Genomic DNA, 24,693 nt, shown 5'->3' with positions numbered 1-24,693 from the left:
TTTTATCTTCTTCGAGGTAGATCGAGTTTGTAGGAATATTTTTCTACAATTTATAAAAGAATAATATCCAAGATTTTCTGCCATGTGCATAATATCCCACTAGTGGTGCATACTTAACATACAGTCTAAGGACATGTAGAGGTGATTGCATGCCCAAACATCCTTTTTTTGAACGAAGTATGAGAAAAGGTCTCACGTACACTGATTCCAAAATCCAAAATGACCGAGTTACGACATCGCTTGAAGACAATATAAATCAAATACTGTCCAAGCTTGATCAGATGCCAGATCTTACAGTACAGCGCTTTTCGTGGAATCAAGGGGAAGAAGCCGCCATTTTATATATGGAGGAACTATCTAATAAAAAGCTGATCTATGAAGATGTACTTTCTCCTATATTAAAGGACATGATCTCACTTACACAGATTGAGGAGTCTTCGTTAGTAAGCTGTGAAATGAAGCCAACACACTCATTTGAGATGATTGAACATAGCTTGCTCATAGGTAAAAGCATCTTGTTGTTTAATAACCATGCCACAGCATATCAGGTCAGTACAATTTCATATCCAGATCGGTCTATTGAAGAGCCATACCTTGAGCCAACGATTAAAGGCGCGCATGATGGCTTTGTTGAGAATGCCTCGAAAAACCTTGGTTTGTTACGTAGATACATACCTAGCCCCGAATTAAAGCTTCGGCAGATGAAAATTGGAGAGCGGGGAAAAGTCAATATTACGATGGCTTACTTGGGGGATGTAGCTAACCCAGAGGTCATCGAGGAATTAGAACGACGCATTCAAGCACTGAGTCAAGATGTCATTATTAATATCGGGGAATTACAGCAATTAATCTCGAAGAATACATTCACAGTATTTCCGCAGTTTTTAGTTACAGAACGGCCTGACACAACTGCGATGCAAATTTTACAAGGACGGATAGCAATCATTATGGATCGTTCTCCAGGTGTACTTATTGCACCGATGAACCTGATTGGTTTTTTGCAAACGAAGGATGATTATAATGTCAATTGGCTACTAGCCTCGTTTGTGCGAGTGCTCCGTTATATTGCTTTTATGATCTCTCTTGTGCTTCCAGCATTTTATGTAGCGACAATTTCATTTCACTTTGAAGTGATTCCGTTAAAGCTGCTGTTATCCATTGGGGAATCCAGAGAAAAAGTGCCGTTTCCGCCAGTATTAGAGGCTTTAGTAATGGAGTTGTCATTGGAAATGCTTCGGGAAGCAGGCCTTCGTTTACCAGGTCCGATTGGCCAAACGGTAAGTATTGTGGGTGGTATTGTAATCGGGCAGGCTGCGGTACAGGCTGGTATCGTGAGTAATATTATGGTGATTGTGGTATCCATCACAGCAATCGCTTCCTTTATCATCCCTTACTACGATATGTCGTCTACCATTCGTCTACTTCGTTTCCCCATGATGATGCTTGCTTACTTCTTTGGTTATGTAGGGATTATTATGGGTTTAATGATCATGTTTATCCACCTCATTACACTTACTTCGATTGGGATGCCGTATGGTTCGCCACTTTCGCCGGTTCGAATGAAAGAATGGAAAGATGCTATTGTACTTGCAGCCCCAAAATATTTGACAACCAGGCCTCATAGTGCAAGACCAATACAGGAAAAGAAGAAAAAGGCTACTGATCCAACAGATAGGTGATGGTAGATGGATTATGTAAAGCACAATCAAATAACGCTGTATCAATATATTTTTTTAATTGTGGGCAATCAGGTAGGGTTGGGGATTTTGTATATCCCGCGAGATTTAGCACGTGAAGTAGGAATAGATGGTTGGATATCCATTGTGTTGAGTTGGATCATTGTTTGTATTGCTAGCATTATTATCACAAAAATGATGGCCAGAAATCCAGAACTTACGCTACGCCAGTCTTTACGCTTATATTGTGGTCCAATTATCGGATGGATTGTGTATTTTTTGATAGCGGTTCATCTTATCGTTTTTACTTATGCGATAATAGCAGGATCTATTTTTTTAACACAGATATGGGTTCTACAGAGAATTTCGAGCCTCTGGCTGATGAGCTTATTTGTTATCCCTATTTATATGTTGTGTTCTCATGGTTTTAAAAACATTGCTCGATATGCTCAATTTGCTATTCTGATTAGTGTGTGGATGCCTCTGCTGTTGTTGTTCCCCTTACAATATGCAAATCCGTTTTATCTGCTCCCTATCATGCGTGAAGGGCTCGACCCTGTTATAAAAGGTGTCATGCCTGCTATCACCTTTTTTTGGGGCTTTGAAATGATCATGTTTTTCTATCCTTATTTAAAGGATAAATCAAAAGCAACAGCAGCTGCCCTTATTGCCAATACCATTTCTATGCTGGTTTTGTTGTTTGTCACCATCATCTGCTTTCTCTTTTTTTCACAGGAACAAGTGGCTAATTATATGTGGCCTACTCTTACATTATTAAAATTGGTGGAGTTTCCATTTTTAGAGCGTTTCGAAGTCATTTTTCTGTCGTTTTATTTGTTTATGCAATCGATTTCTTGGATTACCCTTAGCTACTTTTCTGTCTACACCCTAGAGAGTCTATGCAACGCTAAGATGAAATCGAAGCACTTTCTGATTTTTTTAGGATGTCTTGTAGTCATTTCTTTTTTCTATTCGCCTAGTTTTTCTGAGGTCCGTAATTTTTTAGAGCTGGCACAGCCACTCAGCTATTTCGTAAGCTATTTGTTTCCTCTCATCTTCTTACTGTATCTTGTCATGTTTCAAAAGGTCATACAGAGGAGGCGTGAGAGATGACGAAAAAATATCACATTCAAATTTTCATGTGGATCAGTCTGTTCTCTTTGTTAATGAGTGGGTGTTCGCAACGGATCAATATTGAGAATGCGACGTTTAATTTAACACTTGGGTTGGATAAAAAAGGAAATGATCTGTATTACTATTCCGTTAGTCCCGTATTTAATAAGGATGCTTCTAAAAAAGTAGAAGCTCATGAGGTCAGAGCATCCAGCATTCGCAACGCACGTAATTTCTTTGATGCTAGCTCTATTGGACTTTTAACAACTGCTAAATTACAGCAGGTTTTGATTGGAAAAGAATTGTTGGAATCACATGATGTATTCCCGTTATTAGATGTTCTGTATCGGGACGTGACTAGTGCTAGCAATGCGAATGTTTTAATGGTGGATGGGCCAGTGAAGGATGTTATCATGTTTGGAGCAAAAGACAAGCCACGTCTGCCCATATACCTTGGTCAGTTGATTGATTCGACAGCAGTGCGTAACCTGATTTCACGTTCGACGTTACTCGATTTTCAATGGACGGTTATGGAGAAGACGATTACACCTTATATCGGAATTGTCAGTAAAGAAAAAAATCAATTGAATATAAAAGGGACAGCTTTATTGAATCAGCAAGGAAAAGTTGTGACTACTCTTTCACTACAGGAGACTACAATTATGCATATGCTTCAACGCTTTCATAGAGGGTTGTTTTCCTTGTCACTATCGCTTAAAGAAACCAAAAATAAAGCTGACAATAAAATCATAAGCGCTACCTTTGAGCGTGTGACTCGCAAGGTACAACTAGTAAAAAAGGATAATCATTTCTACTACACAATCCAACTAAAAATGGATGCGAATCTAAATGAAAGCATAAACCTACTTTCTAAACAGAACACGATGAAATCAATTGAAAAGTTTCTGGAAAAATCAGTAAAAAAAGAAGCAGAGAGAGTAATAAAAAAAATACAGCAGCACAAAGTAGATCCTATGGGCTTAGGCGATTATATGCGAGCGTACTATTATCCTGATTGGAAAAAGATGGAGATGGACTGGGGAAGTGCACTTGCAACTATAAATATTAATATTGAACCTGAAATTAGGGTAATCTTCAACGGTTTAGTTCAAGAATAACAAGGCAATAGTTACGCTATACAAAACAGAGAAAAGCTAGTAGAATAACTGTATTATAACAGATGAGGGGGAGAACGTGTTATGGTGTCATGGGAACAAGTTGAGCATATGCCATTAAAACAAGTCGTAGATGAAGTGATTGAACGACACACTAGCATTCATGCAAGTTGGAGCATTCCTCCTCGATCAAAAAAGCTATCAGTTGCTCATTTAGTCACGCCGGATACCTTATTGTGCCAGATTAGTCTTTCGAAAAGCCTCCATCGTTGGGTAAATAGGCAGAGCACAGAGTCTGGGGATTTATTGCTTGCTTGGACAAATATTGGACTTTTAGTTGAAGGCACGATGAAATGGTTTCTTAGCGTTTTTCATGAGGAAGTTCGACAAGACTGGGAGAACCAAGTAGTAAAATTTAAAGATCACTATTCCCAAGAATCGTTTTTATACATGATGAGAAAATTTTTTCACCAGCGTATTTGGTTTGGAAATGGAGATTTTGACCGATGGGTGATGCATGTTCACGAATGTCGCTTCTACGGTCTTAGTGATCAGCAACAATTGCAAGGTCGTATGGAGCGGATTGATGAGGCTGTTCGTGTCTACTTACACTTTTTACGTTTTCATCAGGAATTAGTCGAACAGCAATTCATCCATCAGGCAGAAGAGAGTAAGGGGTAATGACCCAAAAGAATTTAGGCATCTCTTGAAAGGCTAAAGGGAGGTGCCTATTTTATTTTGGTAAAAAGGTTACAACGTTCTCACTATTTCTAGCAAAAACAAGTATACTAGAATCAGATAAAACAAGGAGGGAAAGTGCCGTGCATAAAGAGTTATCACCTGCTTTTGTACAATTAAAGAACGAGCATGGTCCGCTCCGTCAATTAATGGAAGAGTTATATGAACAGGCCGTTACAATGGGGAAAACAGGAGATGAGAGAAGCTATGTTCAAACTCTGCGTTCATTGGAAGAGAAAGTAGATAGCTTTTTGCTTATGCTAGAAAAACACGCCAATCGTGAAGAGGTCTTATTATTCCCCATGATGTATACATTAACGGGTGGAGAGAACGGACCTATTGCTGTCATGGAGGAGGAACACAAGGAAGCCAAACAGCACTTAGCACGTTTCAAAGAAAAAATGAGCACAGTAGGTTTGAGTATTGATAAGAACACAGCTATAATTACTGCCGATCCAGTAGCAAAAGCCTATGTAGTTTTATCCGATCACTTTATGAAAGAAGAGATGGTTCTTTTTCCAATGGCAAATCAGCTGCTTTTAGAAGAACAGAAGGACGAGCTAGAAAGACGGTTAACAGAAGCAGACAGAAAAAAATAGGATGGAGATCAGAGAAAGGAGACTGTTCAACGTCTGGGCAGTCTCTGCGACAGTCAATGTCTTGTGAAAAACAATAGGTTTCTTTGTGACAAAACATTCTGAAAACAAACTGAACCCATATATAATAAAGAGAAATAGTGGGGAGGTATGGAAATGAGAGAAATTCAACGAACTCGCCGCAACACATTAGGGGATATTGTCAGAAGAAGTAGTCGTCGTTTTCCGAATAAAATGGCTCTTCGCTTTGAAAACGAAGAAGTTACCTATCAACAGCTGGATTCTTTAATAAACCAAACAGCTCAGTACATTTGCTCTCAGGGTTTGCAAAAAGGTGAACGGGCTGCTGTGTTATCTCGTAACTCACTTGATTTTGTAATCGTTACGTTCGCTCTAGCAAAAGCGGGGGTTATTATGGTTCCGATTAACTATATGCTGAATGTAGAAGACATTGCATATATTATGGAACATGCAGAGATTCAGGCTTGTTTCGTTTCGCCGGAATTCCTAGCTGTAGCGGATAAAGCGTATGAGATCGTTGGCTGTAAACTACGACTACGCGCAATTATTTCACACCCTGCCGATCCCATTAAGGAATGGATGCCGCTACGTAGCATAATTGCTCACCTGTCAACAGAGGAGCCAGATGTGGACTTGGAAGATGATGACATCGCTCATATTATGTATACGAGTGGTACAGAGTCCAAGCCAAAAGGTGTTATGCTAACTCATAAAAATTTGTTAGCCGAATACGTGAGTACAATCTTAGATGGTGATCTGACGGAGCAGGATATTGCACTTCATGCTTTGCCGTTGTTCCACTCCGCTCAACTCCATTGTTTTTTAGGTCCCTATTTATATGTTGGTGGTAGTGGAATTATTTTGGAACAAGCTACGCCTTCACTGATGCTCAAGACAATAGAACAATTTGGGGCAACCCAGCTTTTTTGTCCGCCTACTATTTGGATAGCTTTATTGCGTTCTGAGGATTTTGGTACACGTGATGTATCTACCTTACAAAAATGCTATTACGGAGCTGCTATTATGCCTGTAGAAATTATCAAAGAGCTTAGTATGCGCTTACCTCAAGGTCGGTTGTATAATTTTTATGGACAAACAGAAGTAGCTCCACTAGCAACCGTCTTAAAACCACAGGATCAACTGCGTAAAACAGGCTCGGCTGGAAGACCTGCGTTACATGTAGAAACGAAAATTTTTGATGAGCTGGGTAATGAAGTACCTATTGGCAACATCGGTGAGATTGTGCATCGGAGTAGCCACGCCATGCTTGGTTATTATAAGGATGAGGAGAAAACGAGAAGTGCTTTTCAAGGGGGCTGGTTTCATAGTGGTGACCTCGGTTTCATGGATGAAGAGGGCTATATAACAGTGGTAGACCGTAAAAAGGATATGATTAAAACAGGAGGAGAAAATGTAGCAAGTCGGGAAATAGAAGAATGGATTTACCAGCATCCCAAGGTTTCGGAAGTGGCAGTGATCGGTGTTCCGCATCCATATTGGATGGAAGCAGTTACGGCTATTGTGGTACCCAAAGCAGGGGAAGAAATAGTGGTGGATGAATTATTCGAATTTTGCAAAAGGGGACTTTCTTCCTTTAAAGTACCTAAGTTCGTTGTTTTAGCGGAGCAGCTACCACGTAATCCTAGTGGGAAAATTGTAAAGAGAGAGCTACGCATACGCTATCAGACGTTGGCTGAAACTGATAAGCTACATGGGTAGCATTGATTAGGGGTTTTCTCAGAAAGGAGAGAAGGCTCCTTTTTCATTAGGAACAGGTTTAGAGCAAGGAGATCGGATTGTTTAGTAGATGAATGAGGATATTTTTTTGACGTATGACAAATTCTAAAATAGTTATTATAAAATGGTTGACTTACATTTTAGTTGTAACTATAATTGTTACATGTTCATTAATAATAATCGTACTGTTTAGGAATTCTGCAAATTCATAGTAGATGAACATGCATATTCTTGGATTTTTTATTGTAACTAGGGTGGTTACGACAATTGGAAAGCTGGGGTAATGATCTATGACGATAAAAATTAAAGCTTACTCTGATTTTATATGTCCATTTTGTTTTTTAGGAAAAGGTCCTTTAGATGAGATCGTTAAGGAAAAAGATGTAGAAATAGAATGGATGCCATTTGAATTACGTCCAAGTCCTTATTCAAAAATTGATCCATGGAAGGAACCTGATAAACTTAGCTCTTGGGATTCATTTATTCTTCCCACTGCTAAAAAGCTAGGGGTTGACATGCGTTTACCACGTGTTTCTCCGCATCCATATACACACCTGGCGTTTGAAGGCTATCAGTACGCGAAGGAACATGGAAAAGGTAATGAGTTTCACCATCGAGTGTTTACTGCATTTTTTCAAGAGGAACAAAACATTGAAGATATCGAGGTGCTGACAAAACTAGTGGGTGAAGTTGGACTTGATATGGATGAATGTAAGGAAGCCTTGGTAACACGAAAATATAAAGAAGTGCATCAAGAGCTACTGAAGCATGCCTATGAAGAGGCGCAAATTATGGCTGTCCCAACGTTAGTGATTGGTGACGAAGTGGTTCAGGGGTTAGCTAGCAAAGAAACCTTAGCAAAAATTATTGATAAGGAACTAGGTAAAAATAAGACAACCGAATTTGATGGATTGCAATGCTCTTTGGATGGAGAATGCTAATAGAAAGACATCGGACTTCCTTATCTAAATCTGGAGGATACAAATAATGGGTCAACCAACCAATTTAGAAATAATTCGCAGCACATACGAAGGTCCATCTTCTTCAAATGCTCAGCATTTACTTGCAGCACTTTCGAATTTCGTAGAATGGACTGAAGCCGTAGGTTTTCCATATGGCGGAACATACATTGGTGTAGAAGCTGTCATGCAGAATGTATTTAGCCGTTTGGCAACTGAATGGGAAGATTATAAAGCAAGTGTGCATTCTTATCATGAAGTGAACGAGAAAGATATCATTATCGTTGAAGGGGTTTATTCCGGAACCTATAAAAAAACAGGGAAAGCATTTCAAGCCGATTTTGTACACATTTATCACCTTTGTTCTGGTAAAATTGTTAAATTTAAACAATACGTTGATAGTCATGTGGTTCAACAGGCTATGACATTTTAATTAAAAATCAGTTAAAATAAATAAAAGATAGCCGTTAGTAATAGGCAGAATATTTGGGGCAAGTAGGAACGAATGATTACCACGTTCTAGTTGCCTTTTTCTATTCTTTTTATATCGTTTTCGTACCTTTCTTATCGGAAATAAAATACCAAATTAATGCTATACTACATACTAAATAACATGACTTGAAGGTAAGCAAAAAATCGTTCATGTAGACACGACAGGCTGATCAGTTGATAAAGGACCTTTTTTCGAAGGAAGGGGAATCCGTTATGATTAAACTAGTACTTATTCGGCATGGACAAAGCCTATGGAATCTTGAAAATAGGTTTACAGGGTGGACAGATGTGGATTTGTCAACGAATGGACTTCAAGAAGCAAGAGAAGCAGGAATGATTCTGAAGAAAAATGGGTATGTGTTTGATGTAGGATATACCTCTGTTTTAAAAAGAGCAATTCGTACCTTATGGATTGCTTTACATGAAATGGACCTCATGTGGATACCTGTTTATAAAACATGGCAATTAAACGAACGTCACTACGGAGCCCTTCAAGGTTTAAATAAGGCGGAAACGAGTGAAAAATATGGAGCAGAGCAGGTTCAGATATGGAGAAGATCAACCGATGTACGACCACCTGCCCTAACAAAAGATGATAAACGCTTTGAGGCCTCTCATCCAAAATATAAAGGGTTAAAGGAAGGGGAATTTCCTCATACCGAAAATCTAGAGGATACCGAAAAACGAGTGTTAGCGTATTGGAATACTGAAATTGTTCCCACGTTGAAAAAAGGACAAAAGGTTATTATCTCTGCTCATGGTAATACCTTACGGGCGCTAATCAAATATCTAGATCAAATTTCAGCAGACGGTATTGTAAGCTTAAACATTCCAACTGGTATACCGCTTGTATATGAATTGGATGATCAATTAAAACCAATTCGTCATTACTATTTATGTATGGACGGCAAGGTTCCTGAAGGCGAAATCGCTAAGCATATTGATATGAATAAATAAAAAGTCTTGTTTGGCTTGTAATGCTTACGTTTCAATAATGAATTGTAGGGAGTGAAAAGTAAGATGAAGATGCAACGCGGAAAATTTGAGGGATTACAAAGGTTATCGAATGATAAAGGAGTAATTAAGTGCAGGTGTTACATCGGAATTATTCCGTAAAACAATTGAGTTCGCCATTGAAGCTGAGTCTGCATTTTGCGGTGTACTTTGTGGACGAGCTACATGGTTTGACGGTGTTGCTGCTTATGGGGAAGGAGAAGAAGAGGGGCTACGTCAGTGGCTACAAACCAAAGGGAAGTATAATATCGATCATTTAAATGAATTATTAGATAAAGCCTCTCCATGGTGGTCCATTTATGGAAATATAGAAGACATTCAAATTATAGACTAGTCCCAGCCCCTTTGTAGAATAAAGGTAAACCGGATAGAAAGAAGAAAGTAAAACCAGTGCATTGCTGTAACTACAGGAGTGTACTGGTTTTATTTGTCATTGTATGTAAGAAAGAGCGTAGGATTTGGAGATCATGAGAACGATTACAAAAATACCTTGACGAAAATTATTACCTTAATTTAAAATTAAAACGAAAATAATTTTCATAATAGAACTGGGGAGAAGAAAATGAGCGTATTCTTTGAACAAGCACAGCGCTTTGGGAAATCATTCATGCTACCTATCGCTGTTCTTCCTGCAGCGGGTTTATTACTTGGTATCGGGGGAGCGTTATCGAATCCCAATACTTTGGTAGCGTATCCATTTTTAGATGTACCTTGGTTACAAGCTATTTTCACCATTATGAGCTCAGCAGGTTCCATCGTGTTTGCTAACCTAGCTATCATCTTCGCGGTTGGGATTGCAGTAGGTTTGGCACGTTCTGATAAAGGAACTGCTGGACTTGCGGCTGTATTGGGTTATTTGGTTATGAACGCTACAATCAACGCGATGCTTATTATTACGAGCAAACTGGCAGCTGAGAATTTAGCAGCCGTTGGTCAAGGAATGACGCTTGGTATTCAAACATTAGAAACAGGGGTTTTCGGTGGTGCTGTTGTGGGTGTTCTAACAGCTCTCCTGCATAACCGTTACAACAAGATTGAGCTACCCCAATTTTTAGGATTCTTTGGTGGTTCACGTTTTATTCCCATCATCACTTCATTTGCCTCTATTTTGCTGGGAGTAGCTATGTTTCTTGTATGGCCACCCATTCAGGCAGGGATTTTTAAACTGGGTGGCTTAGTTGAATCAACTGGGTATATTGGTACATTCTTCTACGGATTTATTCTTCGGCTACTAGGGCCTTTTGGCTTGCATCATATTTTCTACATGCCATTTTGGACGACTGGCCTTGGCGGTTCGTTAGTTGTTAACGGAACATTAGTAGAAGGAACACAGAAAATTTTCTTTGCACAATTGGCTGATCCGAACACAACGCAATTTTATATTGGAACAGCACGTTTTATGTCGGGGCGCTTTATTACCATGATGTTTGGATTATTAGGAGCAGTACTTGCCATGTATCAATGTGTAAAGCCGGAGAATCGCAAAAAAGTTGCAGGTCTATTGCTTTCGGCTGGTCTAACATGCTTTTTGACAGGAATTACGGAGCCGATTGAATTTTCTTTCTTGTTCATCGCACCTGTTCTATATGCTGTACATGCATTCTTTGACGGTTTAGCGTTTATGATGGCTCATGTATTCCAAATTACGATTGGTCAAACCTTCTCTGGTGGATTTATTGATTTTGTTCTGTTTGGGATTCTTCAAGGAACTGCGAAAACCAACTGGTTATATGTGCCGGTAATTGGTGTTTTCTGGTTCTTCCTATACTACTTCACTTTCCGTTTTGCGATTAAGAAATTTAATATTAAAACTCCGGGACGTGAAAATGATCAGGCTTCAACCGGGACTGAAACGGATGTAACCCAAACGAATCGCGCAGCAAGTATTATTGAAGCCTTAGGTGGCAGCGAAAATATCAAAGACGTGGATTGTTGCGCGACTCGCCTACGTATGACTGTTTTTGACGGCGAAAAGGTGTCTGAAGAAGAACTGAAGAAGACGGGGGCAAAAGGTGTCATTATGAAAGGAAATGGAGTTCAGGTTATTTATGGACCACACGTGACTATCATCAAAAATGAAATTGAAGAGACATTGGGAGTGTAGGTACCGTGAATGAGATGACAAACGAAGCAATAAAATCACAAATGAAACATGGTCTGGTAGTATCATGTCAAGCCTTGCCTGATGAACCCTTACACAGTGCGTTTATTATGGGGAGAATGGCACGAGCGGCTGAAGAAGGCGGTGCTGTTGGTATTCGGGCCAATACGAAGGAAGATATTGCAGAAATTAAAAAGCAGGTCAACCTACCAATTATGGGAATCGTCAAACGAGATTACCCCGATTCAGAAATCTATATTACTCCAACCATGAAAGAAATAGATGAGCTAATCGAGATAGGTTGCGAAATTATTGCGTTAGATGCGACTGATCGAATTCGACCAATTGGGAAAACACTAGAACAATTTGTTCAGGAGGTAAAAGAGAAATATCCTCACCAATTGCTAATGGCGGACATTGCTACCTTGCAAGAAGCGAAAAAAGCAGAGGAGCTTGGCTTCGATTTCGTTTCTACTACGCTTGTTGGTTACACACCTCAGAGTATCGGGCATAGGCTGTACGATAACGATTTTGCCCTTCTGAAAGAAATGCTCACGTGTATTTCTGTGCCAATGATTGCGGAAGGAAATATTTTAACTCCTGATATGGCAAAGCGTTGTTTGGAATTAGGGGTTTATGCTGTCGTTGTAGGAGGAGCGATTACGCGACCACAGCAGATTACAAAACGCTTTGTTGATCAAATTTCGAAAGCAAAAGAATAGGTATTTACTCATTGATTCTCTCTAGCAGTAAGGGAGAAAAAAGGTGAATGAAAAAAGAAGGCTTCGCCGATTGATAGGGAAGCCTTCTTTTTTGTGCCAAGATTAACCTTGTTTATGCTGATAAAGCACTCGCAAGGTTTCTTGTCTTTTAGCCAATAAATGAGTATCCTCGGCTAACAGCATAGAAATGACATCAATGATGAAATAGAACGCAAGCTGGCTTTGCACGAATTGCAATTCATCACTTCGTCGTAGATTCGATGTGAACAGGACTATATCGGATGTATCGGTGAGGGGCGTGTGATTATAATTTGTGATGCTAATTACGGTCGCTTCATGTGACTTTGCCTCTCTTGCAGCATCAATGACTTCACGTGTCAACCCCGTGTTTGATAGACAAATGACCAAATCATTGCTAGTTAAAAGTGAAGCATCCATAAGCATCATATGAGGATCAATAATCGCATCGACAAGTAAGCCAAACCGAACCAATCTGTTTTTCATCTCCAAGGAGGTTAAGCCTGAACTACCGATTCCATAAATATGAATGACACGCGAGTTCATAATCAATTCAACGATCCGTTTGATAATAGCGGGGTCAATCATTTCGATAGTAGATTGGATGATCTGCAAATAGGTATTTCCTACTTGAGCAAACGTATTTTCACTCGGTTCCACAGGAGCGACCTCACGACTCAGCATAATTTTAAACTCGACAAAATTATTACAGCCGATCTTCTTACAGAAGCGGGTGATGGTCGAAGTGGAGGTTTCTACTTTCTGCGCTAATTCTTTAATATTAATATTTAGCATTAGATCTTTATGCTTACGGATATACTCTGCGATTTCTTTTTCCTTTGAAGAAAGCAGGTGATAATTAATTTGGATGCGTTCGAAGACTCCTGCTGTAGACAAAAGTTGGGCACCTACCTCTCATGAATGAAATACTTTTATTATACTGTTTGATTTAAAATTGGACAAAACATATTCATAACCTAGAAGTGGATGACCCTTTTTATTTACCTTGTGAAAACCGATGAAACTGATTTGCTAGGAACCTTTTCTTATTTGGGCCTGATTCTGCTATCATAAGTACGAAAGTAATCCCGGATAGAGCAAATTTACATGCAAAAGGAAGGATCAAAACAATGAGCTTTCAACTGAGTCGAAGGATCATTAAAACCCTGTGCGGCCAGATCTCTTACGATAAAGGTGACGTATATTATCAAACGGGAAAAGTGATGATTACGCATTATGACCCGAATCAACAAAGCTATGAAGCAACGGTAAATGGCAGTAATGGTTATCAGGTTACGATTACATTAGAACAGAGGGGGGGAGTAAATGCAGAATGCACATGCCCCAAGCTTTCTTCATACGACAAATTTTGTCAGCATATTGCCGCTGTATTGTTAAGCATACGAGATAGTGATCAGGATAGTAGTGCAGTTCCCCGTTCCGTTAATACTCAGGTACATGATAGGGCAAAATTTGCTGGCTCTACGGATAGGCCTGCTCCGTTTCCCGATCAAAATCAAATGGCAAATCATATGCTGAAGATGTTCAGCCACAAATCGTTGCGTCCAAGCAGTACGCGAGCTTTCTTAGATACAAGGGATGTACTTGATGTAGAGTTTATTTGTAGACCCTTCCATTATGGTTATGGCAAGTACATGTTTGGCCTTGAGCTTAAATTAGGTCCAAAGCGACTATATATTGTTAAGAATATAAGAGAATTTCTTGGTCGAATGGATCGGCGAGAAGGGGTTCTTTTCTCTAAACATTTTGCTTATGATCCCGAGCATCATAGCTTTCAAAAAGAAAATGATGAAGTGCTCCGGCAATTAATCCAAATTAGTCAGAACGAGAAGATGTATCGAGATACATGGAATAATTTTGTCCATGCCAATAGTAAGAGCGGTGATCGCATGCTTCTAATCCCCCCCTTTTCATGGGAGCCACTTCTAGCCCTGCTAACGAAAGCTCCATTGGTGAAGCTCGGACAGGGAGAGCGCCTATTCGATGGTATCCATTTATCCGATGAGCCATTACCCCTACAATTTGAATTCGATCAAGCGCAGTCTGAAGGCTATCAGTTGGATATTCAGGGATTAGATAAGCTCACAGTAATGGAATCATATGGTGTAGTTCTCTCAGAAGGAAAACTTATAAAACTACAGCATGAACAATGCAAACGGCTCATTGAGCTAAAAAATTTGCTCGAAACATCTCACCAGAATCAAGTCCAGATAAAAAAAGAGCAAATGGAACCTTTTATGGAAAAGGTGATACCCGGTCTGATAAAGCTAGGAAGTGTCCATATCGCCCAAGCTGTTTCTGAGCGAATTGTGCAAACACCTTTGCGGGCAAGGCTATATTTAGATCGTGTAAGAGATCGACTACTAGCGGGCCTTGAGTTTCAATACGGGGATATTGTCATCAACCCTTTGGAGGGCACAAGCCGGAAGAAAGACACTGACCCGATTCTCATGAGGGATGGTGATCAGGAACGACGAATTCTTGAACTGATGGAAAAAAGTTCTTTTGTGATGACGGAAGCAGGATATTTTATGGATGATGAAGAGGCAGAATATGAATTTTTATACCATGTCGTTCCACAGTTAGAGAAGCTTTTAAAGGTATATGCGACTACGGCAGTAAAAGTAAGACTTCATACGGGGCATACCCCGCCTAAGGTAAGCGTAGATGTAGATGACCGAATGCAATGGCTTGAATTTAATTTTGACATGGCTGGAATTCCCGACTCAGACGTCCGAAAGCTATTAAAATCGCTTGAAGAGAAACGGAAATATTATCGATTACCTAACGGAGCATTATTACCGCTGGAGAGTGTGGAGTTCCAGGAAATCTCTAACTTTATGGATGAAATAGGGATACGAATGGAAGAATGGAAGGAAGCGAATTTACGCCTTCCATTAGTCCGGGGACTTCATTTGATCGATTCACAGGAAAGAGGAAAGAACGTCAAGCTGGGTAAATCATTTCGACGGCTTATAGAAAATATCCGAAATCCTGACAATCTGGATTTCCCAGTACCAGATAGTCTGGCTCACGTACTTCGAGATTATCAGGTGTATGGATTTCAATGGATGAAGACGCTAGCTCACTATCATTTCGGTGGAATTCTGGCAGATGATATGGGACTTGGAAAAACATTGCAAAGTATCGCATTTATCGCCTCCGTACTACCAGATATCCGAGAGCAGGAAATGCCAGCGTTAATCGTCTGCCCAGCTTCTTTGGTGTACAACTGGCGAAATGAGCTGAAAAGATTTGCGCCCGAAATTCGGACGGTTATCGCTGATGGTAGCAGAATGGAGCGTAGTAGCATCATACGAGACGCATCTAAAGTAGATGTTATTATTACCTCTTACCCACTACTGCGTAGGGATATAGATTTGTATGTTGTCCCGATGTTTTATACTCTTATTCTGGATGAGGCCCAGGCTTTTAAAAATTATATAACTCAGACAGCACAAGCGGTAAAGGAGATCCAAGCCAAATATCGCTTTGCTCTTACTGGAACACCTGTGGAAAACAAACTGGAGGAATTGTGGTCGATCTTTGACGCAGTATTCCCCGAACTGTTTCAGAATCGGAAGGCGTTTCATAATGCAACACAAGAAATGCTAGCTAAGAGGATTCGACCCTTTTTATTACGTCGTTTGAAAACCGATGTACTGAAAGAATTACCCGAAAAGATCGAATCAATACAGGCGTCCACGCTTCTACCTGATCAGAAAAAGCTGTACGTGGCCTATCTGGCAAAATTACAGCAGGAGACATTAAAACATTTGGATGAGGATGGATTTCAAAAAAACAAGATAAAAATTCTTGCTGGTTTGACCCGACTTCGCCAGCTATGCTGTCACCCTGGTTTGTTTGTCGAGGGCTATTCAGGAAGTTCCGCCAAGTTTGAACAATTGCTAGAGATTGTTCAGGAGTGCTTAAGCGCAGGGAAGAGGCTACTAGTGTTCTCACAATTTACCCAGATGCTTGGATTTATTGGGCGAGAGCTAGGTTATCTTGGAGTACCATACTTTTATTTGGACGGAAACACACCGACTGCCGAGCGGGTTGAGCTGTGCAGCAGGTTTAATGAAGGTGAGCGCGACTTATTTCTGCTTTCCTTAAAAGCTGGTGGTACTGGCTTGAACCTGACCGGAGCAGACACGGTTATTCTGTATGATCTGTGGTGGAACCCGGCTGTAGAGCAGCAAGCAGCTGATCGTGCACACCGCATAGGACAGAAAAACGTAGTACAAGTTGTTCGCCTCGTCACACAAAGCACCGTAGAAGAGAAAATGTATGAGCTCCAGCAGAAAAAGAAAAATTTAATTGAGGAAGTAATTCAGCCAGGTCATGAAGCTTTGTCTACTTTAACAGAGCAGGAAATCCGGGAGATTTTGATGATCTGATAAATAACCCTGTCTGAAGTCTCTTGGTGTTTTAAACAACTCTCAATGATACGGACTTCTAGAAACACTCCGTATCATTGGGAACACCTATTTTACAAATAAAGAATAGTACTATAAGATTATATAAATTCCAAATGTTGCATGCTCATACAGTTCGACTATTATAAATAGCTAAAAACGGATGGTAGACAGAATGAATGTAAGATTATACAAGAGTGAAAAAATCATAATGAAATAACGGAGGAATCAAATGCCAAATAAGAAAGCATACGTAAACGTTGAACTATTAAAACCCATGCATATAATACCAACCAACATAACATGTATTCAATGTGAAGGAAATGCCTCTTACATTCAGTGTGCGATTCCTAATCGAGAAAACAAAACCATTCAGATCATAGCTAGATCAACGTATTGTAAAAACCATGTAGGATTAATAGCTTCAAAACGAGATATTCCAATAGCGAACACTGATGAAGAGCTCAAAAGTTTGAGAGTAAATGGCGACTATGATGAACTGTGGAAGAAACTATTAAGCTGATCATTAATTTTTTCAATGCGAGTGAAGCTTACATAATAGAGCAGAGAGTGAATGAGTGATGATGCTTGTGAGGAAAGAGACTGATAGCCTCGCTTTTCTTTACATGCATCCGAACTATAAGGGACAGGGATACGGTAGCATTTTGTGGAGTTTTGTAAAAGAAAAAGCAGTTGAATTAGGGATAGTCAAGTTTACTATTGATAGTAACCCTCATGCAAAAGGATTTTATCTAAAAATGGGGGCTAAGCAGATAGGAGAAATACCTTCTACTGTGTTTAAAGATCGAATGCTACCAGTATTGCAGTATGAATTCTAAGCAACTGCATCTACCATATCACCATTAGTAGAAAGCATATCAAATTACATCAGATGAGTGTAAAAAAACCAGTCACAAACACGAAAGCTAATGTGTTAGACTGGTTTTTCATTTTTCTATATAGCCTACATTTTTTCTCTGAAATTTTAGTGGAGGACCATATAGCTACCTAAAAATCAGTAAATGTTGGTGGCATGCAAAGGCAATGTTTGGACATGTTTTAAAAAAGCCGTAACCCGCTGATCTTCTTCTTGAGGATATTTATAATGTAAATGGTTTGCCACGTATTTTGCTGTACTGCGAAATAAATTCCCCATTGTAAAGAGCGCTTTCCATGTACTTTCGTAGCTCCCATCGGCATAGGTGGATAGAAGGGACTCCCAGCTTTGCTTTGAAAGATACTTTTCCAAGTACTTTCCATTTTTTCCTACACTGACTGAAAAACCAGTTTGGACACCAACCTTCCATTCCAGCATGGTAAGCAGCATTGGTCTTACATTCAAGCTAAGGTGGTCCTGCGCGTAAAGAATTTCTCTTCTCCACAACCCTTTTGCTACATAAGTGGAGACCCACCAGAATTCATTGCAACAATCTGCAAAAAATTCAGCAGACGGACGTTTTACCCAATAATCTACATCGGTTGGAGGAGGGATCTCAGGAAGAGCGTTATCTTTGTCCATTAATATGATCAGTAGCTTATCTTCTTTGCAATACTCTTCTGCTTCATGTAGGGGAATTAAGGTAAGGTCAATACGGTTTCCATCCGTAAACAACATCAGGTACGAGAAACGCCTACCTAACTCAGGGGGAAACATGGACATGGCCTCAGGAGTTTGTAAAATGATTCGATCCCCAAAAACTTGAATCCACTTGGGATCTCGAATAAAGGAATCCATATCGGTTACCAGATAACTAATATCAAAATCCTGAAACATGTCTTTGGGCACATTTGGATTCGTTCGTGACCCCTCTAACGCTACTGCACGGATGCGTTCATCGTTTTTTGCAAATCCGAGGATCATATCTAGCATTTCTTGTTCAGATCTCATGATTTTTTCTAACCTCCGTATTTTTAAAGTTGATGAATGTAGGAATCCAGTAGGCGGTCCACGAGTTCGAATCGTACGAAGGCTAGTTTTGCAAATAGGTTATAACTTGTTAAAGATTTTCTTCATTTTTTCTCGTCCTTTCATAAAAAGCTTGTTTTTATATGAGCTAATTAAGTTCAGTTTATCAAATTTGTTTATTCTTAGGATACGAATAATTCCACTACCTTTGTATATATAAGGATAAATGTAAAACAATAATGAGGAATTATTATGCTTTGAGCAAATTTGACAGGAGGGATTTGAATAAAACGGTTATCCTCATTGCCAAGTGAAATAAAGCCTCATTATCAAGTTGTCGTTATTGGCTCTGGTTATGGAGGGAGCATTGCTGCCTCTCGTATGGCTCGCTCTGGGCTAAAGGTTTGCCTGTTAGAGCGTGGTAAAGAATTTCGACCTGGGGAATTTCCTAATACTGAATTTGAAGCTGCGAGGGAAATATCGATTACATTACCAGAATTAACCACAGGGTCTTCTTCTGGCTTATATAACTTGCATGTAGACGAGGATATCAATGTGCTTACAGGCTGTGGATTGGGTGGTACTTCATTAATAAATGCAAACGTTGCAATAAAAGCCGAGCCTCGTGTGTTTGAATGTACGTGTTGGCCTAAACAAATTCGTAATGATTGGAGTTAGTATAGTTTCATGGACACATCTTGGTTAAGTTCTTACAATGAACTTATAGGAGATGAGTACGGATGAAACAAAATAGTACAAACAAGAAATACAAGGAAGATTTTAAAAGAACAATTGTAGACCTTTATCATTCTGGTCACAAGGTAAAGAGTTTATCTAGCGAATATGGCATATCAGAAGTAACCATTTGTAAATGGGTGAAAGAATTTACTCCTTTCGGAGAAGGAGTAAAAGCCATTACACCAAAAGAAGTCGCTGCTATGCAGAAAGAAATGCTCCGATTGAAGCAAGAAAATGAAATTCTAAAAAAGGCTATGGCCATATTCGCGAAAAAATAGACGTAGCTGAGTTAAACCAATTCATTGAGACGAATAAAGAAAAGCATCCTATCCAGATTATGTGTGAGGTACTAAATATACCAAGGCGCACTTACTACTCCTATAAGAAAGAAGCTTCCCCTCGTGAAAATGAAAACCAGCAGATTACGAAAAGAATCATGCAAATTCACCTGGAAAGTAAGGGACGTTATGGTGCTCCAAAAATCACTTTCTGCTAAGAAGTGAAGGTGTTTCTATTAGTTTGAAGAGAACTCAGCGACTTATGAAAAAGGCAGACATTCGATCAATTACAAGGAAGAAATTCCGCCCGCAATCAAGTAAAGATAGAGTAATAGAAAGACCTAATATACTAAATCAAGACTTTACAACAACATCTAGTAACGAGAAATGGGTAGCAGATATTACCTATATCCATACTCTTCGAGATGGATGGTGCTATTTGGCATCCGTTCTTGATCTACATTCAAAGAAAATTGTTGGATACTCTTTTTCTCAGAATATGACAGTAGGGTCAGTTTTACATGCGTTAGAAAATGCATACGTCACTCAAAAACCCGCAAAGGGTTTCGTGTTTCATACCGATTTAGGTACACAGTACACAAGTCAAGATTTCGCACAGCGTGTTGAGGAATATCACATAATTCACTCATGTAGCAAAAAGGGGTGCCCCTATGATAATGCCTGCATGGAGTCATTTCATGCTATACTGAAAAAAGAAGAAGTAAACCATGTGACGTACATAGATTATAAGTCAGCAAAGCTTGCGCTTTTTACATATCTAGAAGGCTGGTACAATCGCAAACGGATACATGGAGGTTTAGGATACAAAACACCACAAGCAGTAGAAGATTTGCTGAGAAACGTATCCTAGCACTTAACTTTTTTGTGTCCAAGATATTGACTCAGATCCAAGGTGTAGAACGTTTTCTATGTGAATTTAGAAACTAATTATCTTATTGAACTTAATATTAAGCAAGAACATAAAAAAAGCGATTCCTTAGCGTACAAGAAATCGCCTTTTTCTTTATAGAATTCTTCTTAACGTACGAAATTCGCGTTTTGTTGGTGTTACCCCATCGCCATCAACTTAAAATAATTTAGTACCCCCAAAACGAAAAATACGCTATTCTTTCCGTAGATTCCTAGGAGAGGATGGCGTATTTTATGGAAATCTTAGACGAGCTACAGCTTTTTTCTCAAGAGCTCCAGCGTTGCTTAGTGCCTGAAGCTCTTGAAGAGCTTGCCAGAGAAGCTGGTTTTACCAAACGGAAAAGTAAGTATCAGTCTCAGGAGTTAGTTGCACTTTGTGTATGGTTAAGTCAAAAGGTTGCGAGCACATCTTTAATGAAATTATGTAGTCGTTTAGAGGCATACACTGGGATATTAATGAGTCCGGAAGGACTAAATAAGCGATTTAATAGGCAAGCCGTACAATTTCTTCAACGACTATTTTCACACCTTCTTATTCAAAAGCTATACGCTGCCGATACATTACCTCATGGTTACGCAACTTTGTTTCATAGAATCCGCATACTAGATTCCACTACTTTTCAGCTTCCGGATATCTTTGCTTCTGCTTATAAAGGATTTGGGGGAAGTAGCCATACAGCCGGTGTTAAAATTCAGTTAGAATATGACCTTCTTAGTGGACAGTTCCTACACGTTGAGGCGGGACCAGGAAAACAAAACGACCGAACCTACGGTTCTATTTGTCTAGAGACTGTTCAGAAAAATGACTTATGTATTCGTGATTTAGGCTACTTCGATTTACAGGATTTCGAACATATGGATATGAGAGGAGCTTATTATATTTCTCGTTTAAAGTTAAATAATCGTGTATACCAAAAAAATCCTCACCCGGAATACTTCAAAGATGGAAAAATAAAGAAGCAATCTGAGTATATCCAGTTAAATATGGAAGACCTTATGAATCAAATCCAACCAGGCGAGACGCATGAGATATCCAATGTTTACATAGGTCAGTATCAAAAGCTACCAACCCGGGTTATTATTCATCGGCTGACAGAAGAACAGATTCAAAAGCGACGGAGGGATCAAGCTATTAAAGAAAAAAAGAAAGGAATCGTGTACTCGGAGAGAAGTAAACGATTAAGTGCTATCAATATTTATATTACGAATGCCCCCTCGACAGAGGTTCCTACCGAAAATGTTCATCCTTTGTATTCATTACGCTGGCAAGTCGAAATTCTCTTTAAAACATGGAAGTCTTTCTTTGGTATTGATCATTGTAAAGAAATCAAACAAGAACGCTTAGAATGTCACCTGTACGGGCAACTTATCAGTATTCTTATTTGTTCCTCCACCATGTTTCGAATGCGGGACCTTCTACTAAGAAAACGAAAAAAGGAACTGAGTGAGTACAAGGCCATACATATGATTCAAGATTACTTTCCACTTCTACATAGGTCCATAGAAAAAGACACCACAGAAATGTCAAAGATTCTCCTTCGCCTGTTCAACCTCCTACAGCGTAACGGGCGGAAATCTCATCGATACGAGAAAAAGACAGTCTTTGATATACTGGGTGTCGTATACAATTATACCATGTCTCAAGATCGAGCTGCATAGTATCAAAAATTTAGACCCGCTAGGGTCTATTTGTCATGCACACTTTTATCATGTATGGGTTAGCCCGATAAAAAATAACTACTATCCATCTATAGTGGACCATAGTGGATTCTTAAGTTGATGGCGATGGGGGAAGCCCGGATATAGAGAATTTACTCTACATTCATATCTAAAAGAGAAAAAAAGGAATATGTTAAATGTTTCTAAAGGCGTGTTGTATAATTAAATCATAAGGGATCCACTTTGGGAAGATCAGTGAGATGTAGCAATATCTAATATAATACTAGGGTTTCTGTTGTATCACAAAAAAGGTTTTGATGGTACTAGTAGATGGTATAGGTGGTGGCAGGGACTTCATAAATTTTTTAGGAGAGATGATTGTAGTGGATAAAGAATATATTCCGGATTCCGAAGTGATTGAAATTCTCGACAGTGGTAAGACACTCCGTTGCGATACAATAAGTGGATATGTTTCACTTAAGCTACAAAGGGAAGGGAAGTATATAGGCAAGTACAAAATAACGCTTGATGGAGAGAGTCCAACAGATTTTTATGGAGATACTGGGATTATAACGGGGACAATTCTTAAGGGGCTTAAAGACGGATGGTACATAGTCTAGATTGAATCTCGATCTGAATAATTATAATATGTATGGTTATGGTTATATCATATTGCCGAGTCTTCAAGTGAGCAATAAACGTTGGTTTTAAAATAAAAAATGGAAACCTTGACTAAAATTTACAAAACAAGCTATACTAAAAGCAGGTAAGAGACAAGTGCATAGACCGAAAGGGTCTTGACAGTGTTGAGTGGCAGAAACAAAAAAGTAGTTAATCCAAACACTTTGCAAGGGCGGTTGGGTTGGCTACTTTTTTGTCATCTTATCAGCAATTGTAATCATAAGATTTACTAATTGAAGGATAATACTGACAATATAGTAAATTGCTTGCTCCATATTCAACACCTCCTTACCTACGAGATGTTGAACCCCTATGCACTTGCCTACAAATATAATACCATATTTTTCAATATATTGGTTATTTTGTTTCTTTTTTTGAAAATAGATTTATCTTCTATCTCAAAAGTCTTTTGCTGAAATCTGATTCGTAGGACATTGATGCCGAGTATTTATGGGGCGATATTTTACACCATGAAGGAAACCTGCATTTTATTGGGGGGCTAGTAAGCGACTCTAGAACGAAGGTTGTATAAATTTTAACAAATCAAGGCATTGGCTCGATCGGGTCGCTTGTCTGGTTTTGCAGAGCTTTATTTTTGGGAGGATATTACCTGTGTAGCGCAATGATATTCAGAACGGGGGCTTCACTTGGAGTATTTTACAAAATGGTGTACCATACACTAAGAAGTTTTACAGACTCAAAAGAACTCGCTTCTATTCCGAGTTCTTTTTTTACGAGAAAAGGGTTGAGCTTTAGAATGCTTTTGGGTGTTTTTTGTTGTTGGGATTTTTAGTATTTACAAAAAACTCGTTTAGATATAACTGCAATCCTTCTTATCATAAGGGGTGCCAACGTTTTTTTGAATCAGAAAGCTCAATGGGAGTTTTGAGAACTGAACCCTGACAGAATCAAAACACTTTAGTCAAATTAAGCAGCCAGTTGCCGAGATTTTATCGGTGACTGGCTGTTTTGCGATTTTTAGCGGAAAAGATGGGAGAAGAAAGGACACCAACTGATTAATCCGAAGCGGCTTGAAAAAAGAACACCACTAGAAAGGATATACTATATGTAGTGATAAAACGGATTCGTGAGCGTACTGAAAATGATCCTGAGAACCCACAATGCCTAGTTTCCAACTATGGGAAAGGAGACGTTTTGTACCTAAGAAAAAAAGAAGGTCCTTTCGAAGCAAATAATGGCCAACACTTCTTCAGGAACTGATTTATATAAAAATGAAATTTGTTCCAAAAAATGTCATAAATTAAAATTTTTAGGATATAAATTCATGATAATATATTCATGAAACAAAAATATAAAAATTAAAGGAGATGGCAATGATGTTGAAAAAAGGCATGGTAGGCTTGATTGCAGTACTGACTTTGGCAATGGGCTCTCAAGCGATGGCGACAGATGGTAAGGCTGAACTGGTCAACTCTAATGTGACTCCGTTCAAGACGACAGGCATTGGTGGTGGTGATTGGAATTACGGCTCATCCAAAATTGGTGCTCAAAAGAAATGCTGGTCCTATTACAAACACCCGGAAAAATTTCATTCTGCGACAGCTATCATAGGAGACGATGAAGATACGGATTATGCGGAAGCTGGCGAATGGGCAAAGGCAGAAGCATATGCAGACAAGAAATATACCTGTTATGCACACTGGGATAATAAGGCAAAACGACCTAAATAATATAACGATTACAAGCAACTACCATACGTTACTCAGAAGAGTAACGTATGGTATGTTTTTGAGAAAGGT

The 24,693-nt window shown here is 39.2% G+C and carries 19 protein-coding genes and 2 pseudogenes; 19 read left to right on the top strand and 2 right to left on the bottom strand.

Features of this window, described 5'->3' with window-relative positions:
- Positions 1 to 149: 149 nt before the first annotated feature.
- The 11 genes from BrL25_RS23640 to BrL25_RS23585 all read left to right on the top strand — a co-directional run bounded on the left by BrL25_RS23640 (position 150) and on the right by BrL25_RS23585 (position 12,284).
- Complete coding sequence (locus tag BrL25_RS23640) at positions 150 to 1,679, top strand: spore germination protein (RefSeq protein ID WP_018670737.1); 1,530 nt, start codon at positions 150 to 152, stop codon at positions 1,677 to 1,679.
- 6 nt (positions 1,680 to 1,685) lie between these two features.
- On the top strand, positions 1,686 to 2,789 hold the full coding sequence (locus BrL25_RS23635) for a GerAB/ArcD/ProY family transporter (RefSeq protein WP_018670738.1): 1,104 nt from the start codon (positions 1,686 to 1,688) through the stop codon (positions 2,787 to 2,789).
- Positions 2,786 to 3,907 carry a Ger(x)C family spore germination protein gene (locus BrL25_RS23630; RefSeq protein WP_018670739.1) on the top strand — a complete coding sequence of 374 codons (1,122 nt, stop codon included), beginning with the start codon at positions 2,786 to 2,788 and terminating at the stop codon, positions 3,905 to 3,907. Before BrL25_RS23635 ends, BrL25_RS23630 begins: the two co-directional genes overlap by 4 nt.
- A gap of 81 nt (positions 3,908 to 3,988) precedes the next feature.
- Positions 3,989 to 4,585: a hypothetical protein gene (locus BrL25_RS23625; protein WP_018670740.1), complete on the top strand. Its 597-nt coding sequence runs from the start codon at positions 3,989 to 3,991 to the stop codon at positions 4,583 to 4,585.
- Between the two features lie 140 nt (positions 4,586 to 4,725).
- Entirely contained in the window at positions 4,726 to 5,241 is a 516-nt protein-coding gene (locus tag BrL25_RS23620; protein WP_018670741.1) for a hemerythrin domain-containing protein, read from the top strand.
- Between the two features lie 153 nt (positions 5,242 to 5,394).
- Positions 5,395 to 6,978: an acyl-CoA synthetase gene (locus BrL25_RS23615; protein ID WP_018670742.1), complete on the top strand. Its 1,584-nt coding sequence runs from the start codon at positions 5,395 to 5,397 to the stop codon at positions 6,976 to 6,978.
- 308 nt (positions 6,979 to 7,286) lie between these two features.
- A complete protein-coding gene (locus BrL25_RS23610) occupies positions 7,287 to 7,937 on the top strand; it encodes a DsbA family oxidoreductase (protein WP_018670743.1) in 651 nt (216 codons plus the stop codon).
- A 46-nt stretch (positions 7,938 to 7,983) separates the two neighbouring features.
- Positions 7,984 to 8,388: a nuclear transport factor 2 family protein gene (locus BrL25_RS23605; RefSeq protein ID WP_018670744.1), complete on the top strand. Its 405-nt coding sequence runs from the start codon at positions 7,984 to 7,986 to the stop codon at positions 8,386 to 8,388.
- Positions 8,389 to 8,660: 272 nt separating this feature from the next.
- Positions 8,661 to 9,404 (top strand): 2,3-diphosphoglycerate-dependent phosphoglycerate mutase, encoded by a 744-nt coding sequence (gene gpmA / locus BrL25_RS23600; RefSeq protein WP_018670745.1) that lies wholly within the window; start codon positions 8,661 to 8,663, stop codon positions 9,402 to 9,404.
- 619 nt (positions 9,405 to 10,023) lie between these two features.
- Positions 10,024 to 11,565 carry a PTS transporter subunit EIIC gene (locus BrL25_RS23590; RefSeq protein WP_018670747.1) on the top strand — a complete coding sequence of 514 codons (1,542 nt, stop codon included), beginning with the start codon at positions 10,024 to 10,026 and terminating at the stop codon, positions 11,563 to 11,565.
- A 29-nt stretch (positions 11,566 to 11,594) separates the two neighbouring features.
- Positions 11,595 to 12,284, top strand: coding sequence for an N-acetylmannosamine-6-phosphate 2-epimerase (locus BrL25_RS23585; RefSeq protein ID WP_197235430.1), 690 nt, complete (start codon positions 11,595 to 11,597; stop codon positions 12,282 to 12,284).
- Between the two features lie 102 nt (positions 12,285 to 12,386).
- Here the strand turns inward: BrL25_RS23585 and BrL25_RS23580 are convergent, their stop codons facing one another.
- Entirely contained in the window at positions 12,387 to 13,199 is an 813-nt protein-coding gene (locus BrL25_RS23580) for a MurR/RpiR family transcriptional regulator (RefSeq protein WP_018670749.1), read from the bottom strand.
- Between the two features lie 233 nt (positions 13,200 to 13,432).
- Between BrL25_RS23580 and BrL25_RS23575 the strand changes: the two genes are divergently transcribed.
- The 3 genes and pseudogenes from BrL25_RS23575 to BrL25_RS23565 form a co-directional block, all read left to right on the top strand.
- Positions 13,433 to 16,723, top strand: a complete 3,291-nt coding sequence (locus BrL25_RS23575; protein WP_018670750.1) for a DEAD/DEAH box helicase — start codon at positions 13,433 to 13,435, stop codon at positions 16,721 to 16,723.
- Positions 16,724 to 16,973: 250 nt separating this feature from the next.
- Positions 16,974 to 17,264, top strand: coding sequence for a hypothetical protein (locus tag BrL25_RS23570; RefSeq protein ID WP_018670751.1), 291 nt, complete (start codon positions 16,974 to 16,976; stop codon positions 17,262 to 17,264).
- A 70-nt stretch (positions 17,265 to 17,334) separates the two neighbouring features.
- Positions 17,335 to 17,580 (top strand): annotated as a pseudogene (locus BrL25_RS23565) (GNAT family N-acetyltransferase); the annotation flags it as partial.
- A gap of 176 nt (positions 17,581 to 17,756) precedes the next feature.
- Here the strand turns inward: BrL25_RS23565 and BrL25_RS23560 are convergent.
- Entirely contained in the window at positions 17,757 to 18,629 is an 873-nt protein-coding gene (locus tag BrL25_RS23560; RefSeq protein WP_018670753.1) for an aminoglycoside 6-adenylyltransferase, read from the bottom strand.
- 321 nt (positions 18,630 to 18,950) lie between these two features.
- Between BrL25_RS23560 and BrL25_RS23555 the strand changes: the two genes are divergently transcribed.
- The 5 genes and pseudogenes from BrL25_RS23555 to BrL25_RS23535 all read left to right on the top strand — a co-directional run bounded on the left by BrL25_RS23555 (position 18,951) and on the right by BrL25_RS23535 (position 24,624).
- Positions 18,951 to 19,325, top strand: coding sequence for an FAD-binding protein (locus BrL25_RS23555; protein WP_018670754.1), 375 nt, complete (start codon positions 18,951 to 18,953; stop codon positions 19,323 to 19,325).
- 62 nt (positions 19,326 to 19,387) lie between these two features.
- Positions 19,388 to 20,534, top strand: a pseudogene (locus tag BrL25_RS23550) (IS3 family transposase).
- Positions 20,535 to 20,827: 293 nt separating this feature from the next.
- Positions 20,828 to 22,252: an IS4 family transposase gene (locus BrL25_RS23545; RefSeq protein ID WP_099327287.1), complete on the top strand. Its 1,425-nt coding sequence runs from the start codon at positions 20,828 to 20,830 to the stop codon at positions 22,250 to 22,252.
- A gap of 317 nt (positions 22,253 to 22,569) precedes the next feature.
- Positions 22,570 to 22,872, top strand: coding sequence for a hypothetical protein (locus BrL25_RS23540; RefSeq protein ID WP_018669844.1), 303 nt, complete (start codon positions 22,570 to 22,572; stop codon positions 22,870 to 22,872).
- Between the two features lie 1,395 nt (positions 22,873 to 24,267).
- Positions 24,268 to 24,624, top strand: a complete 357-nt coding sequence (locus BrL25_RS23535) for a lactococcin 972 family bacteriocin (protein ID WP_236847741.1) — start codon at positions 24,268 to 24,270, stop codon at positions 24,622 to 24,624.
- Positions 24,625 to 24,693: the final 69 nt, after the last annotated feature.

It is taken from the genome of Brevibacillus laterosporus DSM 25, from assembly GCF_002706795.1.
Lineage (GTDB): Bacteria > Bacillota > Bacilli > Brevibacillales > Brevibacillaceae > Brevibacillus_B > Brevibacillus_B laterosporus.
The sequence above is the reverse complement of the archived record's forward strand: the minus strand, read 5'-3'. Positions and strand labels throughout refer to the sequence as shown.

Bases quoted from the DNA above. Each gene is read 5' to 3' on its own strand.
- BrL25_RS23560 (WP_018670753.1), bottom strand. From the start codon at position 18,629: ATGAGATCTGAACAAGAAATGCTAGATATGATCCTCGGATTTGCAAAA.
- BrL25_RS23590 (WP_018670747.1), top strand. From the start codon at position 10,024: ATGAGCGTATTCTTTGAACAAGCACAGCGCTTTGGGAAATCATTCATG.
- BrL25_RS23605 (WP_018670744.1), top strand. From the start codon at position 7,984: ATGGGTCAACCAACCAATTTAGAAATAATTCGCAGCACATACGAAGGT.
- BrL25_RS23540 (WP_018669844.1), top strand. From the start codon at position 22,570: ATGGTACTAGTAGATGGTATAGGTGGTGGCAGGGACTTCATAAATTTT.
- BrL25_RS23545 (WP_099327287.1), top strand. From the start codon at position 20,828: ATGGAAATCTTAGACGAGCTACAGCTTTTTTCTCAAGAGCTCCAGCGT.
- BrL25_RS23535 (WP_236847741.1), top strand. From the start codon at position 24,268: ATGATGTTGAAAAAAGGCATGGTAGGCTTGATTGCAGTACTGACTTTG.
- BrL25_RS23630 (WP_018670739.1), top strand. From the start codon at position 2,786: ATGACGAAAAAATATCACATTCAAATTTTCATGTGGATCAGTCTGTTC.
- BrL25_RS23625 (WP_018670740.1), top strand. From the start codon at position 3,989: ATGGTGTCATGGGAACAAGTTGAGCATATGCCATTAAAACAAGTCGTA.
- BrL25_RS23615 (WP_018670742.1), top strand. From the start codon at position 5,395: ATGAGAGAAATTCAACGAACTCGCCGCAACACATTAGGGGATATTGTC.
- gpmA (WP_018670745.1), top strand. From the start codon at position 8,661: ATGATTAAACTAGTACTTATTCGGCATGGACAAAGCCTATGGAATCTT.
- BrL25_RS23610 (WP_018670743.1), top strand. From the start codon at position 7,287: ATGACGATAAAAATTAAAGCTTACTCTGATTTTATATGTCCATTTTGT.
- BrL25_RS23635 (WP_018670738.1), top strand. From the start codon at position 1,686: ATGGATTATGTAAAGCACAATCAAATAACGCTGTATCAATATATTTTT.
- BrL25_RS23640 (WP_018670737.1), top strand. From the start codon at position 150: ATGCCCAAACATCCTTTTTTTGAACGAAGTATGAGAAAAGGTCTCACG.
- BrL25_RS23570 (WP_018670751.1), top strand. From the start codon at position 16,974: ATGCCAAATAAGAAAGCATACGTAAACGTTGAACTATTAAAACCCATG.
- BrL25_RS23575 (WP_018670750.1), top strand. From the start codon at position 13,433: ATGAGCTTTCAACTGAGTCGAAGGATCATTAAAACCCTGTGCGGCCAG.